The organism is Paenibacillus xylanexedens (assembly GCF_007680605.1).
Taxonomy (GTDB): domain Bacteria; phylum Bacillota; class Bacilli; order Paenibacillales; family Paenibacillaceae; genus Paenibacillus; species Paenibacillus xylanexedens_B.
Genome location: NZ_VEIO01000001.1, coordinates 2,064,711 through 2,079,448, shown reverse-complemented (window position 1 = coordinate 2,079,448; position 14,738 = coordinate 2,064,711). Strand labels below are relative to the sequence as shown.

The 14,738-nt window shown below is 44.8% G+C and carries 17 protein-coding genes and 1 riboswitch; of the genes, 14 read left to right on the top strand and 3 right to left on the bottom strand.

Annotated features, from left to right (window positions below):
- Nucleotides 1-5: 5 nt before the first annotated feature.
- From FS818_RS09130 to FS818_RS09080, 11 genes are all read left to right on the top strand, one after another.
- Nucleotides 6-491, top strand: coding sequence for an ABC transporter permease (locus FS818_RS09130; RefSeq protein ID WP_090916729.1), 486 nt, complete (start codon nt 6-8; stop codon nt 489-491).
- Nucleotides 492-507: 16 nt separating this feature from the next.
- Nucleotides 508-906, top strand: a complete 399-nt coding sequence (locus FS818_RS09125; protein WP_145331534.1) for a hypothetical protein — start codon at nt 508-510, stop codon at nt 904-906.
- Nucleotides 903-1,454 (top strand): hypothetical protein, encoded by a 552-nt coding sequence (locus FS818_RS09120; protein WP_145331533.1) that lies wholly within the window; start codon nt 903-905, stop codon nt 1,452-1,454. Before FS818_RS09125 ends, FS818_RS09120 begins: the two co-directional genes overlap by 4 nt.
- On the top strand, nt 1,441-2,463 hold the full coding sequence (locus FS818_RS09115) for a hypothetical protein (protein WP_145331532.1): 1,023 nt from the start codon (nt 1,441-1,443) through the stop codon (nt 2,461-2,463). The genes FS818_RS09120 and FS818_RS09115 overlap by 14 nt, the downstream gene beginning before the upstream one ends.
- Nucleotides 2,464-2,517: 54 nt before the next feature.
- The gene (locus FS818_RS09110) at nt 2,518-4,071 is read left to right on the top strand and encodes an ABC-F family ATP-binding cassette domain-containing protein (RefSeq protein WP_145331531.1); all 1,554 of its coding nucleotides are present in this window, start codon (nt 2,518-2,520) and stop codon (nt 4,069-4,071) included.
- A gap of 39 nt (nt 4,072-4,110) precedes the next feature.
- Nucleotides 4,111-4,220, top strand: a riboswitch (TPP riboswitch).
- A gap of 226 nt (nt 4,221-4,446) precedes the next feature.
- Nucleotides 4,447-5,199, top strand: coding sequence for a thiamine phosphate synthase (locus FS818_RS09105; RefSeq protein ID WP_145331530.1), 753 nt, complete (start codon nt 4,447-4,449; stop codon nt 5,197-5,199).
- Between the two features lie 76 nt (nt 5,200-5,275).
- A complete protein-coding gene (gene thiO, locus FS818_RS09100) occupies nt 5,276-6,526 on the top strand; it encodes a glycine oxidase ThiO (protein ID WP_186375446.1) in 1,251 nt (416 codons plus the stop codon).
- The gene (gene thiS, locus FS818_RS09095) at nt 6,523-6,726 is read left to right on the top strand and encodes a sulfur carrier protein ThiS (protein ID WP_145331528.1); all 204 of its coding nucleotides are present in this window, start codon (nt 6,523-6,525) and stop codon (nt 6,724-6,726) included. The genes thiO and thiS overlap by 4 nt, the downstream gene beginning before the upstream one ends.
- A gap of 84 nt (nt 6,727-6,810) precedes the next feature.
- A complete protein-coding gene (locus tag FS818_RS09090; protein ID WP_145331527.1) occupies nt 6,811-7,578 on the top strand; it encodes a thiazole synthase in 768 nt (255 codons plus the stop codon).
- Complete coding sequence (locus tag FS818_RS09085; RefSeq protein ID WP_145331526.1) at nt 7,575-8,624, top strand: ThiF family adenylyltransferase; 1,050 nt, start codon at nt 7,575-7,577, stop codon at nt 8,622-8,624. Before FS818_RS09090 ends, FS818_RS09085 begins: the two co-directional genes overlap by 4 nt.
- Before the next feature lie 145 nt (nt 8,625-8,769).
- Nucleotides 8,770-9,471 (top strand): response regulator transcription factor, encoded by a 702-nt coding sequence (locus FS818_RS09080; protein ID WP_186375445.1) that lies wholly within the window; start codon nt 8,770-8,772, stop codon nt 9,469-9,471.
- A 133-nt stretch (nt 9,472-9,604) separates the two neighbouring features.
- Here the strand turns inward: FS818_RS09080 and FS818_RS09075 are convergent, their stop codons facing one another.
- Nucleotides 9,605-10,105 carry a C40 family peptidase gene (locus FS818_RS09075; RefSeq protein ID WP_145331524.1) on the bottom strand — a complete coding sequence of 167 codons (501 nt, stop codon included), beginning with the start codon at nt 10,103-10,105 and terminating at the stop codon, nt 9,605-9,607.
- Between the two features lie 338 nt (nt 10,106-10,443).
- Complete coding sequence (locus FS818_RS09070; protein WP_145331523.1) at nt 10,444-11,085, bottom strand: thiamine diphosphokinase; 642 nt, start codon at nt 11,083-11,085, stop codon at nt 10,444-10,446.
- A gap of 190 nt (nt 11,086-11,275) precedes the next feature.
- On the opposite strand from FS818_RS09070, the gene FS818_RS09065 reads away from it, so the two are divergent.
- Both FS818_RS09065 and FS818_RS09060 read left to right on the top strand, forming a co-directional pair.
- Nucleotides 11,276-11,971, top strand: coding sequence for a trimeric intracellular cation channel family protein (locus FS818_RS09065; protein ID WP_090916699.1), 696 nt, complete (start codon nt 11,276-11,278; stop codon nt 11,969-11,971).
- Between the two features lie 6 nt (nt 11,972-11,977).
- Nucleotides 11,978-12,448 carry a low molecular weight protein-tyrosine-phosphatase gene (locus FS818_RS09060; protein ID WP_145331522.1) on the top strand — a complete coding sequence of 157 codons (471 nt, stop codon included), beginning with the start codon at nt 11,978-11,980 and terminating at the stop codon, nt 12,446-12,448.
- Nucleotides 12,449-12,646: 198 nt separating this feature from the next.
- Here the strand turns inward: FS818_RS09060 and FS818_RS09055 are convergent, their stop codons facing one another.
- On the bottom strand, nt 12,647-13,381 hold the full coding sequence (locus FS818_RS09055; protein ID WP_145331521.1) for an alpha/beta hydrolase: 735 nt from the start codon (nt 13,379-13,381) through the stop codon (nt 12,647-12,649).
- Nucleotides 13,382-13,635: 254 nt separating this feature from the next.
- Here FS818_RS09055 and pdhA point away from each other — a divergent pair, with 254 nt between their 5' ends.
- Complete coding sequence (pdhA, locus tag FS818_RS09050) at nt 13,636-14,703, top strand: pyruvate dehydrogenase (acetyl-transferring) E1 component subunit alpha (protein WP_095286477.1); 1,068 nt, start codon at nt 13,636-13,638, stop codon at nt 14,701-14,703.
- Nucleotides 14,704-14,738 lie beyond the last annotated feature (35 nt).

Genomic DNA, 14,738 nt, shown 5'->3' with positions numbered 1-14,738 from the left:
TTAGTATGAATAATGCATCAAGTGCTTTAAAGGTGGCAGCGGGGATATTTTTAACGATTGCTTTGATTACGATTGTAGTTTTGTTATTTATTTCGGCACAGGAGGCAACCAAAACAGCGCAAAATAATTTTGCAGATATTCAAACCGAGCTTTCTCAGGCAGCATTTACGGTGTATGACGGAACAACCATCAGTGGATCACAAGTGACCAATGCTTTACGTAAATATGCGGATAAGGACCAGTTTGGCATCCAGGTTATTACGGGGAAAAACAAAGGCGGACAGTGGTACGGTAATCAGCTCAACATCTCTCAGGATGTGAATAACGCGGACTATGGTTCTGTCATTGCACCTGATGACAAAGTAGGCAGTATTAATCAGACAATGAGTGAAAAGGACAATCAATATGTTAATCCTAGCGGTAAATTTAAGGCCATTATCGTTAAAGACCGATCCAATGTGGTTAGAGGTCTGATTTTCCAGCAATCCTGACTGGAGCTGGTTGAATATGTCCCGGAACACGCAGCATCTGATGCTGTTCTGTACGGCGGTTGTCCTTTTTGTGACAGCCTGCCTGTACGGGCAGTGGAACATCCGTATTTTAAACGAAGCCTTGAACGAGAGGGTGAAAACAAATGCGGCTATGGAAGGAAGAGTTCATACGACACTTCTCACAGATGGTTTGGTCGCATACACCGGAGCTGAGGTTCTGCATACGGTGCGGCAAATGACAGGCACGGGCGTTCGGGTTGAGGTTGACGGTCATGAGTACGTGATTAATCCACTTGAACATCGATCAGCTATGATTCCGGTTGAGTTGTATAGGAATTATCGAGTTGAATATAACCGAAGTGCATCCGGTGAATTGTTAAAGCTTTCTTTTTGGAAGGAGGTAGAGAGGCAGTGATTAATGCAGTATCCAAATTGTTTGCGGTATTGCTTGCCGTTTTACTGCTCTATGTGTATCCAGCGGCCGAGACTGCTGAACGTCAGGATGATATTGCACGCTTGACAGCGACTCAGAGTGTTACACGATTTGTGGATGCTGTCCGCACCAAGGGATATATCTCACCTCGAATGCAAGCGGAGTTTCAAGAACAGTTAGCCCAAACGGGTAATAACTATGACATATCGATGGAACATTTACACAAAAAATATGTCCCCCAGTATTCAGATCCGATGATTCAGAGCAGCTTCACGGGCACATACGAGGTTGTTTATGATGCATACTACTCGTCACAGATTCAGGAGCGGTTATATCCGTTGTCCAGCACATTGTCCATTGATGATCCTGGGCGCAGATATACTCTCAGTATGGGTGACTTCTTCACCGTCAGTTTAAAAAGTACCAATCGCACACCTTCCATGATGATACGAGAATGGTTACAAGGTACAGTTCAGGCTTCTGCGGTTTTTGCTTCTTATGGAGGTATGGTACTGAATGAAGATTACTGAGCTTTCTATCGTGTTTGTACTCATTTTCTTCCCGTTATTTTATATCCTCTCGTTTCATACGCAAGATGCCCAAGAGGCCAATGAACTGGCTTATCGCTACAAAACAGCGTTACAAACCGCAGTGATGGATGCTGGCGCGGTCATGCACCAGAATGAAAAACAACATGCTGAAGCAGGTTATGATTCTGCCAAGTTTGTTAAAGCAGATAAGGAATTGGCGTTAACCACCTTTACTCAAACGATGGCATTAAACATGGGGATACAGGATGACCAAGCGGCGATCCAACATATGTTTGATTATATTCCAGCGATTGTAGTTCTGGATTACGATGGTTATTACATTTTTGCCAAGGAAACCGAGATGACCGGGGAGATAGAAAAGTCTTATAACCATGTGTGGAGTCCAAAAAAACCTTATACATATTCAGATTCAGACGGAAATAGCATTAATTTCACACTTGACGGTTATGTGTATGCTTATGATGCTGGTGCAGGAAAATGGATCGAAGGATTTCAGCAGGAGCTGGCCTCTGATTCCACGATTACATTGCTTCAGGACTCTACAACTTTTGAACAGGTTCGGCGTAGCCGGATCGTGACCCGAATACAGGAAGAGCTTGCAGGCGTAATCAATCGACATAATGAGTTTGCCAGAAAAAATGGTGTCTCTTATATATTCACGATGCCTTTGGTCCCACAGGAAGATTGGTACAACTCAATCAATGATACGGGCATTATGGCTTTTATACAGGGGATCGCTGTAGGGGGTCAGAGGATTAACAATTATGCCATTGGTGGAGGCCGGCTGGTCAAAAAAACGGCTGTTGTTGGCGGGATTGACCCCGCAACTGGCATAAAATATCATTATCCTGCCACCTGTAACCCTGGGTTTCGTGCTGAAGAGGTGTTTACAACTGCAAGGCAGGCAGCCGCCGGAGGTTATTTCGAATATGATTGCTCCGCCCATGTGTCATTACTTTCAGAAAAGACTGAACCTGTGCTAGAATAGGGTTTTGGAACGTGAACTAAAAGTAATGTATATAGATAGGAGCAGTCTCATCTTATGAGTTTATTGTCAGTAGAGAACGTCAGTCACAATTTTGGAGACCGTACGTTATTTAAAAATGTTTCGTTTCGTCTGCTTGCTGGAGAACGAGTTGGTCTGGTTGGAGCTAATGGTGCCGGAAAATCAACATTAATGAATATCCTCACCGGAAAATTGCTTAAGGATAGCGGTAAAGTGGAATGGACGCCCAAAGTTCGATATGGTTATCTGGATCAACACACCAAGTTAACACCAGGCAAGACTATTCGTGATGTGCTTAAAGATGCTTTTCAGCCGCTGCTGGAACTAGAGAAGCAAATGATGGCAATTACCGATCAGATGGCTGATGCTGATCCTGACACACTTGAGCAGTTACTTGAAGAAATGGGCGATATTCAAGAGCAGCTCGAACAGGGCGATTTTTATCTGATTGATGTGAAAGTGGAAGAAATGGCAAACGGTTTGGGATTAAATGCAATTGGCCTTGATCGGGATGTTGCTACGCTCAGTGGTGGACAACGTACGAAAGTCCTGCTCGCGAAGTTGTTGTTGGAGAAACCTACCGCCCTATTATTGGATGAGCCGACAAACTATCTGGATGTAGAGCATATTGAGTGGCTAACAAGATATTTGAAAGACTACCCCTATGCCTTTCTATTGATTTCCCATGATACAGAGTTTATGAATGAAGTGGTTAATGTCATTTATCATCTGGAATTTGCAAAATTGACGCGTTATGCGGCCAACTATGAGAAATTTCTTGAAATGGCAGATATGCAGAAAGCACAGCATATCGATGCCTACGAGAAGCAACAGGAATACATCAAAAAACAGGAAGATTTCATTCAACGCAACAAAGCTCGAGCTTCGACCTCTGGCCGGGCGAAAAGCCGGGAAAAACAACTTGGAAAGGTCGAGCGAATCGATCGACCAGACGAAGCAGCAAAACCAACATTTAAGTTCAAGGATGCCCGCGCAAGTAGCAAAACCGTTTTTGAAGGTATTGATTTTGAGATCGGTTATACGTATCCATTACTACCTAAGATGACCATGACGATCGAACGTGGAGAAAAGATCGCGATTGTGGGATGTAACGGTGTAGGTAAATCGACACTGCTCAAAACGATCCTGGGTAAAATAGCGCCAATTAGCGGAAAAACGTTTCTTGGAGATTATTTGGAGACGGCATACTTTGAACAGGAAGTGCGAGCCGGAAATATTACACCGATCGATGATGTATGGAACGAGTTTTCACATCTAACGCAGAACGAGGTACGAGGACATCTTGCACGTTGCGGGCTCAAAAATGAGCATATTACGCGTCCACTTAACATGCTTAGCGGTGGGGAGCAAGCCAAAGTCCGACTGTGCAAACTGTTGATGCGTGAAAGCAACTGGGTCTTGTTTGATGAGCCGACGAACCATCTGGATGTCACGGCAAAAGCTGAACTGCAGCGTGCGTTGAAAGAATATAAGGGAACCGTTTTACTTGTATCGCACGAACCGGATTTTTATGAAGGCTGGGTCACTAAAACGTGGAATGTAGAAGAGTGGTCCGAAAAAGCACGATGACAAAAAAAACCGGTTGTGGTAATATAGGCTACAACTTCATATGAACACTAGGGGGGCCGCACGATGCGGCTGAGATGGAAAAATGCGATTCCGGACCCTTTGCACCTGATCTGGATCATACCAGCGTAGGGAAGTGGCGCGTTTCAGCGAAAACGATAATAAATGATTCTTAACGTAAGAATAGGATCTTTTTACATCGTGATGCCAAGCGTTTCAATATCGAATAGACAGTTATCAACTTGACTATCAAACTGTTTAAAAGGTATATGTCACACGCTTGTGATTGAACTGAACCTTTGTTTATACGCAGCCGCTCCCCTACGGGAGTGGCTTTTTTGATTTATATTTGTCATTACAACTCCTCCAAGCCTGTAGATGAAAGGAGCGAAAACGAGGTTGCATACGTTGATGTTTGATTATGAAGCTCATGAATCAGGTAAAACTTCAACAAACCAGTGGCACCAGCGGACAGATAAATCTGTACCAATGTGTGGACAAGAGCAAGACTTTTTTGAGTTACATGTGATATCTACGAATAATGCGGAACAGTCAGCCATGTTGAAAGCAGCCAAAGATATTTGGCCTTATGTGCATTACATTCATATCCGGGAAAAGCAACTTTCGCAACAGGAATGTTTTAACTGGGCCAAATTGATGGCAGAAGCGGGTGTTCCGGCTTCCCGCATTGTAATCAACGGTGCGAACCTATATTCGTCAGGTCATTTTTATCAAGGGGTACATTGGAGCCAAAATATGCTGGAAAGGGCAAAAGTAATGGTAACGCCGGAGAACAAGCGTGATCCACGGCTCAGGTTGGGGATATCGGTGCATTCGTTGCATGAAGCGAGAATTGCCGAAGAGTATGGCGCGGATTACCTTTTTTTCGGGCATGTGTACGCAAGTGCAAGTAAACCTGATTCTGTAGCGAGGGGATTAGATGCATTGTCGGAAGTGTGCTCCAGTGTAAAGGTGCCTGTTATTGCAATAGGGGGGATTCATCCGGGTAACATTCAGGCTGTCAGGTCTGCGGGAGCCAGGGGTGCTGCTGTGATCTCAAGTGTGTTAAAACATGCGAACCCTGCTTATGCTGCTGCGCTTCTTAAACAGGCCGTGGACGCGGTGAAGTGAATGTTTCCCGGTCAAGAGCCGGAAATGATGCCAACCCGAGAAAATGTGAATGTTGTTCAAACAAGGAGATGACAAAATGGTGCAGAGCAAAGCGAGTCAACCTGAGGAAGTGATAGGTTCATCGTATGATCAAAATAAGTTTGAGCTGCTGGCTCTATCTGAAAATTCGAATTTATCCAAGACACAAGAAACCTGTCATGCAGAAACAATCATTGTAGGCGGTGGAGTCATAGGCTGTGCGATTGCTTTTGAACTGGCATCCAGAGGTCGGGAAGTACTGCTTGTTGAGCAGTCGGAAATTGCTAGCGGAGCTTCCTGTGCGGCTGCCGGCATGCTGGCAGCAGACAGTGAGGATTTTGCTCATCCACTCATGGCAAAAGCCGCACATGAAAGCAGGGAGTTGTTGCATAAGCACAAAGAGCAAATATCCGCTTTAACAGGTATGGATCTTGGCTTACGGCGCAACGGATTTATCACACCGTTTCGTTCATACGGTGATCTAAGTAAATACAAGGATAGACGAAATACCACTTCGGGAGTGCAACAACTTTGGTGGGATCGAAGCACGGTGCAACGAAAAGCGTTATGGTTGAATCGGGATACGTACGGCGCTTATTACCGATCATTGGAGAGCGAAGCGTTGCCCGTGTCATTGACAAGAGCTTATGCGAGATCGGCTGAAATGATGGGTGCCCGCATTTTGGAGGGAGTTCAAGATGTTCGGCTGATCGTAGATAAGCATGGTGTTCAAGGGATTATGACGGCTAGGGGAGAGGTGTGTTGCAGACATATCATCATAGCTGCTGGTTTACAAGGGGAGCAACTCATGCATCAAGTGGGGGGCACTTTGCCTTCAAGTCCGGTGAAAGGTGAAATGTTGGCCGTTCGGTTCCTTACAGATCAGGCCGGAGGCAGACCCGATCGCACGGTATATGCAGAAGATGTCTATATTGTTCCGAAAGCCAACGGAGAGGTATGGATTGGCGCAACCAGTTTGCCAGGAAGAAAAGATCACAGCGTATCGGCGAATAGTGTGCAACGATTACTTGGAGCGGCAAGTTATTGGGTACCGGGAATCAAGGAGGCGGACTTTGTGCGTGCATGGGCAGGTATAAGACCTTCTACCCCTGATGGGCTTCCGTATATAGGGAAATACGAGCAAATACCTGGCTTATATACAGCGTATGGACATTTTCGTAATGGAATATTGCTTAGTGCAATAACAGGTCGCTGGATCGCAGATATGCTGGAGGGCAAGAGTGCTGAAGAGATTGGGATTGAGGCGTTATCGCCGGATCGAATGAACAGAAGGGAGGTTATGCTGTGAACATTATTGTGAACGGCCAAAAGATGGAGGTTGACGATGGGTTAAATCGTGTCGACAAATTACTGCAATCGTTCAACTTGCAAGTGAAAACCGTGGTAGTTGAGTTGAATCGCAATATTTTGACCAAAGATCATCATGGAACAACCACGCTAAGAGAAGGAGATCGGATTGAGATTGTTCATTTTGTCGGAGGGGGCTGAGTAAAGGATTTCACAGGCGAGAGTCGAATCTTGTTGATCTGGTAGTTGGTATTGGGAAGTTGTTAAAACCTAGGAGGTTAGAAGATGTTAACGATTGGTAAATACTCGTTTGAGTCAAGGTTGTTGCTTGGAACAGGCAAATTCAGCGATATGGAAGTACAGAGTCAGGCCGTGGAAGCTTCAGGTACTGAAGTGCTGACCTTTGCTGTACGTCGTCTGAATCTGGAGGATACGGGCAAGCAACATTTTCTGGATACGCTGGATTTGGGCAAATACACATTGCTACCCAATACGGCGGGTGCTTCGACTGCGGAAGAAGCTGTAAGGATCGCTGAGCTTGCGCGAGCTTCGGGGCTTTGTGATATGATAAAAGTCGAAGTCATCGGAGACGGAGTAACGTTACTGCCTGATCCGCTTGAAACGTACAAGGCTTGTAGCATTTTGCTCGAAAAAGGATTCACCGTGTTGCCTTACATTTCCGACGACGTAATTTTAGCTAAACGCCTTCAATTGCTTGGTGTACATGCAGTCATGCCTGGAGCTTCACCAATTGGAGCAGGTAGAGGGCTTATTAACCCTTATAATCTCGGAATCATCATAGAGCAAGCGGCAGTGCCTGTTATTGTAGATGCAGGGTTACGTTCCCCCAAAGATGCCGCTTATGCCATGGAACTCGGGGCGGATGGTGTATTGCTTAACACAGCCGTATCTGGATCAAACGATCCGGTTGTCATGGCAAAAGCGATGCGGCTCGGGGTCGAAGCGGGCAGACTGGCGTATACGGCAGGCATGATTCCGGTGAAACGTTATGCAGCAGCAAGCAGTCCGGCGGAAGGAATGGTTCATTTATGACAGATCAGTTACATCATGCGGAGCAGAGCGATCGTTATTCCAGACAGGAACGATATGCTCCGCTCGGCAAAGAGGGTCAGGCGAAGTTACAAGACAGCAATGTTTTAATTATCGGAGCCGGCGCACTTGGAACGGGTATTGCAGAAACGTTAGTGCGTTCCGGTGTCGGGCAAATTACCATTGTAGACCGGGACTATGTGGAATGGAGTAATCTCCAGCGGCAACAACTTTATGTTGAACAGGATGCGATTGAGCGCATGCCCAAAGCGATGGCGGCTGTCAAACGTTTATCAGCAATCAATTCAACCGTTCGCATCGAAGCCAAAGTAATGGATGTGCGCGTGGATGAACTTGAAGAGCTAGTTGAGCATGCCGATCTAATCATGGATGCAACGGATAATTTTGATACAAGATTACTAATTAATGATATGGCACAGAAACACAATATACCTTGGATCTACGGAGGATGTGTGGGTAGCTATGGCATTACGTATACGTTTTTGCCTGGGGAAACACCTTGCTTAAACTGCCTCTTAGGAGAAGTACCACTTGGTGGGGATACTTGTGATACGTCGGGCATCATTCCTCAAGCGGTGCAAATGGTGACGGCCAATCAGACAGCGGAAGCGATGAAGTTGCTAAGTGGTAACACAGCTGCTCTTCGGCGTAAATTGCTGTCATTCGATGTGTGGAGGAACGAGTACATATCCATTAATGTAGATGGGGCCAAAAAGCAAGAATGTGCATCATGTAGCCCGGCAGCTACCTACCCGTTTCTTTCTGCATCCAATCTGGAGAAAACCGATGTGTTATGTGGTAGGGATACTGTTCAGATTCGTCCTGCGCGCCGCATACAACTGGACCTTCCGCAGACAGCAGATCGATTGGAACGTCTTGGTGAAGGAAAAGTGGAAATGAATCCTTTTCTGGTGTCATTCACAACAGGTCAACATCGGTTGGTCATTTTTCAGGATGGGCGTGTGCTTGTTCATGGCACAAAAGATACGTCGGAGGCACGTACGTTGGTTCATCGGTATTTCGGCTAAACCTCAGTCAATCATGTGAAATATTAAAACTCATTCATTGACAAAGTCTGTTCCCCGTGGGGATGGACTTTTTCTTTTTATGGCATCCTAACGGTACAATCCATGCCAAGTAGCAACGGAAACCAGACGGGCCGGGTGAGAAATGATGAAAACAGCGATCATAGTAGTGGGTACTGGGGAATTAGTGCGACATATAGAGCATGTTATGCAAGACGAGGGTTATGAGGTAAAGCATGTAGAATGGTATGAATTGAACGACTTAATGGATTTTAAGGCTGTTCGTCCGCATCTGATTATTTTAGTGGATCGAGCGTCTGAGGATATGCATCACAGTGAACAGGATAAAATTGCATTGAAGCGCTGGATGAATCCGAGTGTATCCACGCCTCTAATCGTAATTATTCCTGAAGTTTCGCCGCAGCGGGTCATTGATTGGCTTGATTTCGGAGCGAATGATGTTATGGAGGAGCCTGTTCATTGGAAGGTTATGCTTGCGAGAATTCGTAGCCTGCTTCGGTTGTTTGCAAGTGCTTCTCATGAAGGCGAGGAAATCATTATAGTTCAAGACCTCAGACTTAATCTGCGCTCGCGAAGAGTGAGCCGTGGAGGACAGTATCTGAACCTGACTCCGAAAGAATATGAATTATTGGAGTTTTTAGCTTTGCATTTAAATGAAGCGTGCACACGGGGAGATATTTTACGCGAGGTGTGGGGGTATGAGTTTGCCATGGATACAAACGTTGTTGATGTTTACATTAAACATCTACGGGTGAAAGTGGATAAAGGCAGAGAAGTAAAGTTAATTCGGACGGTTCGAGGGATAGGTTATATGTTGGTGGATAACTGATTTTTAAATATTCCACCATTCTCCAGTTTGAAACAAGGATTAATCCGGGTATTTAAAAGATAGGATGATATGAAAAGAAAAAACCGGATCAATTGATCCGGTCGTCAGTTTAGATTTTATAGAGTCAGATGGACTACAGGACGCGGCGAGCTGTAATGTACGTTCTTTTCCACGTACCGGAGTTCAGATCAGACAGGGTTACACCTGGAGAGCCGTACGTGTGAAGAATTTTGCCGTTTCCAGCATAAACACCAACGTGAGTAACATTAGAACCCGTAGAGCGGCTGCCGCTCGAGAAGAATACCATGTCACCAACACGAAGATTGGATTTAGAGACGAATTTACCTTCTTTGGATTGTTGTGCGGAAGTGCGCGGAAGATCTACACCATATTTTTTGAAAATGTACTTCATAAAAGAAGAACAGTCAAAGTATCTGGTTGTCGTTGTTGAAGCACCAAATTTATATGGAGTTCCAGTGAATTTTTTACCATAGTTTACAATTTGCTGTCCTGTTGATACGGATGCCGTTGCGGCTTGTGCAACAGGTGCATTTGTCATTAATACAGCTCCAAAACCTAGTGTAGCGCACAACCCGACGGTTACGGCCTTTTGGATGAAGAAGTTTGTTTTCATGTAGTTAGTACCTCCAAAATTCGTTTTCGTTAAGTTGCTAGAGCGAGTATAACAGGTTTGTAACACCCTAGAAATTGGATACATAAGCAAAAAAGCTGATAGGACAGTACTTTAGATGTGATTATTAAAATACGATTAAAAATGTCAAAAAATTAATCATTGACGAATCCAGAAATAGTTATAAAACAAAAATCCCCTTGATTATCAAGGAGATTTCTTCATTTTGATTGATTCAGAACACGAAAAAAGGTTACAAAAACGTAATAACTGAACATGGAGCTGTAGAATTCGACCTTCGTAAATCTTTAGAATTCCTTGCTATATTCGTATTTTAGTGTTCAGTCTTTGCTTTGAATGATGAGCAACAGGCCGCTATCAATCGTTACTGTGCCTGAAGTGTCCAGTAGCTTGTTACTGATCCCTAAGGATTGTCCCATACGTATGGTGGCGTGATCCAAAGGATACATAAATCCTTCCAGGCATATCCCTGTGACCTCATGTGTTAATGGTAGCAAAGAGACGTAGGTAAACCCGCGTTGCTCGACAACAGCACTGGAAGTAGTTAACGTCATAAAATTGTGCTCATCCTGAAGCGCACAGGAGATATGATGTTGCATAGCACGAACCATGATATGAACATTCGCGAGGGTATGATCCATTCGTGTGCCTGTTGCACCAAAGATGAGAATATGAGTGGGTTCATGATCCAGAGCAGTTTCAAAAGCCATTTCGGTATCTGTCAGATCTTTATGGATCGGATCACAAGCAATGAATTCTACACTGTTACTGTTTACGATCTCTCGTTCTTCTTCAGTTATAGAATCGAAGTCGCCCACTGCGATGTGTGGTTTGATGCCATGCTCAATTAAATACAAGGCACCACGGTCTGCCGCAATAATAACGTCATCGGGCTGAATCTCCTGAAGGAATTCCTGCGTGAGTTGACCACCTGTGAAGATGACAATCCGTTTATAGTCCATTCTATTTCATCCTTCCTTATTTATAGAGGGAAACTATTTGATTTTCTAATTGAAGCTAATCCTGCGCTAAGCTATAAAACTATACACCAAACCAGTATAATCGACAAAATGTGGTTGCACAATTTCCGTAGTCGCGGATACAATGGGGAGAGCGACATGGAGATGACTTGAAAAGTGAGGTTTGAACAGGTTGGACTTACACATTTTTGAAGTATTCAGCATTATCGGTACGATCGCATTTGCAATGTCTGGTGCATTTGTAGCTATGGAAGAGGAATATGATATTTTGGGTGTATTGGTACTTGGGCTCGTGACAGCATTCGGAGGCGGAGTCATCCGGAATGTGCTTATTGGTGTGCCTGTAACAACATTATGGAGTCAGGGCTCGTTAATCATGCTTGCGCTGGTTTCTGTAGCTGTTGCTTTTGTGTTGCCTTTGAAGTGGATCAGCCACTGGAAAAGGACGGAAGCTTTGTTTGATGCAATTGGACTGGCTGCCTTTGCAATTCAGGGCGGATTGTATGCGGCTAATATGGGTCATCCCATCAGTGCCGTAATCGTTGCAGCTGTACTGACGGGTATTGGCGGAGGTATCATTCGTGATCTTCTTGCTGGGCGTAAACCACTTGTTCTTCGTGATGAAATCTATGCGGTATGGGCAATGGCAGCGGGGTTTGCCATCGGAATGGGGTGGTTTACAACAAACATTGGTTTGCTCATCTGTTTTGCAACAGTCGTCTTTTTCCGGATGTGTTCTGTGCACTACAAATGGAAGCTGCCGCGCCGCTCGTTGACGCCTAACGAAACCGTTGTTTTGAAGCCGGAGAAACTTATTCCGCAACATGCACCATCCGTAATTCAAGGGACTTTGAGCAAGGGGGAGTAACTTATTATGATTAACGTTGTTTTTGTATGTCTCGGTAACATATGCAGATCTCCTATGGCGGAAGCAGTGATGCGCCACAAGGTGATGGAGAAGGGGCTTGGCGAACATATCCGGATTGATTCGGCTGGTACAGGCAACTGGCATGTGGGCAAACCTCCGCATGAGGGTACCCGTAAGTTGCTTGACGGTTATCAAATCTCTTATGCCAACATGACGGCAAGACAATTCGTGAGTGCAGACTTCACTGAATTTGATTACATTATATGTATGGATAATTCTAATGCAGAGAATGTACGTAGCCTGCCAGGAGGAGAAGAGGCGGAGATTATCAAGTTCATGGATTTGCTACCGCACGAAAAGCTGAGAGAAGTACCTGATCCGTATTACACAGGGAACTTTGAAGAAGTGTACGAGCTGGTGAATGCAGGTTGTGATGTCTTGCTGAACAGAATTGAAGAAGAGCATCCTTTAACCTGATCCTGTTCAGATAAAACACAAGCCAGATTTGAGCAACCCGTTATGATTGGTGAAATGGCAAAGTAGCAGGAACGGAACATGTTGAACTCCTGCTTCTTTTTCAGGGCATGAATGTAAGCGGTAACAACGTATTGGCCACTAAATATTAAAAAAGAAAAAGCGGCTATACAGCCGCCTGTTCAACTAAACTATTTTCTACTAGCCTTCTTGCAAAAAGTAAAGCAAGGCATCAGGCAGTTCCTTTTGCCAGAAGCCCCATTGGTGATTCCCGTCTTTTTCCTGATAGGAGACGAGAGCACCACGTTTCTCCAGCAGATCACGCGTATCCCGGTTCAGCTGTACAAAATCATAGGTTCCGGTATCGGCTTCGAAGGCGGTCTCCTGCAAACCTACAATCATCCAGATCGACAACCAGGACAAGTCTTCGGCTGCAGCGTAGATTTCCTGAGAAGCGGAGTAGAAGGCACCGGACATGCTGATAACGCGGGTGAACAGCTCAGGATATTTCAGTGCAAGATGCAATGAAACACTGCCTCCCAATGAATCACCAGCAAGAACACGTTCCTGCGGCGAGCGTCTTACAGGATATTTCTCTTCTACATAGGGAATAATCTCTTCTGCAAAGCACTTCGTATAAGCTTCAAAGCGGCTGCCAAAGGGAGCATACTCCTGCGTCCTTACAGAAACGTCCACTTGAACCCCTACAATAATGAAAGGTTCGGCACCTTCATCCAAAATGATGCGGTTAGCGGTGGTAGCGATTCGGCCAAAGTTGAAAAACTCTTCGCCATCCTGACAATATACGACAGGGTAGCTAAGCAGTTCGTTATAGCCTGGGGGAAGATAAATACGCAAGGTTCGTTTCTCGCCGAGATAACGGCTTTCAATCTCTTCCTTAACAATTGTACGTTTCAAATAGCGGGAATCCGTCATAAAACGTCACCTTTCCGGGTTATTTTTGCATTCACCCGCGCAATACGGTAAGATTAACCTGGTGCGGGGATGGGTCAAACACGCAATCATGTATTATGCTGTTATACCAATATTAAACCCCTGTTATACATACAATCCAAAAGGAAACATAAAAATATTACGGATTTCTTTGACGTATGCAGTGAAACAGGTGTATAATAATAATATAACAGCGGAACTTGATATTCAAATTTTTTGTTGAGGTGAAGAAAAAAATGAGCAAGGTTCCTTATGAAGTATACACGGAGGATGTAGAAGCTCTGTCCGTGCTGTCTCCTGACGGCGAAATTGTTAACAAAGACATGATGCCTAAGCTTTCCGACGATCAATTAAAAGAAATTATGTATCGCATGGTATTTACCCGTACTTGGGATGACCGTGCAGTAAACCTCGGCCGTCAAGGTCGTCTTGGTTTCTATGCTCCAGTATCTGGTCAAGAAGCTACAATGGTAGGTAGTGAGTTTGCTCTTGAAAAAGAAGATTTTATCGCTCCAGGCTATCGCGACATTCCGCAACTCGTGTGGCACGGACTTCCTCTTTATCAAGCATTCTTGTACTCCCGTGGACACCAGCATGGTGGACAAATTCCAGATGGCGTTAACGTATTGATGCCGCAAATCATCATTGGTGCTCAAATTCTGCACGCAATGGGTATTGCTATGGGTTACAAATTGAAGAAACAAAAACAAGTAGTTATCACGTACACAGGTGATGGCGGATCTTCCGAAGGTGACTTCTATGAAGGTCTGAACTACGCTGGTGTATACAAACTGCCAGTGATCTTCTTTGTACAAAACAATGGTTATGCCATCACAACTCCTTTTGCTAAACAAACGGCAGCTCTGTCCATCGCTCACAAAGCGGTAGCAGCAGGGATCAAAGGTGTTAAAGTTGACGGTATGGACATTTTCGCTGTTATCAAAGCGGTTCAGGAAGCTGCTGAACGCGGACGTAATGGAGAAGGCGCTACTTTGATCGAAGCGGTAACTTATCGTTTCCGTCCACACTCCCTTTCCGATGATGCTTCCAAGTATCGTACGAAAGAAGAAGAGGCTGAGTGGAGCGAAAAAGATCCAATCGCACGTTTTGCTAAATATCTGGAGAAAAAAGGTCTGTGGACTGAAGAAGATACAGCACGTGTGAAAGAAGAAGCAAAAGCAAAAGTGAACGAAGAGATCAAAAAAGCGGAAAAAACCGAGAAAATGACGATTTCAGGCTTGATCGACAGCATGTTCGAACAAACGCCTAAGCACTTGGAAGAGCAAAAAGCTGATTTCCAATAAGTTTTTTCCGATAAAGCATAAACGTCCGGCGCCAG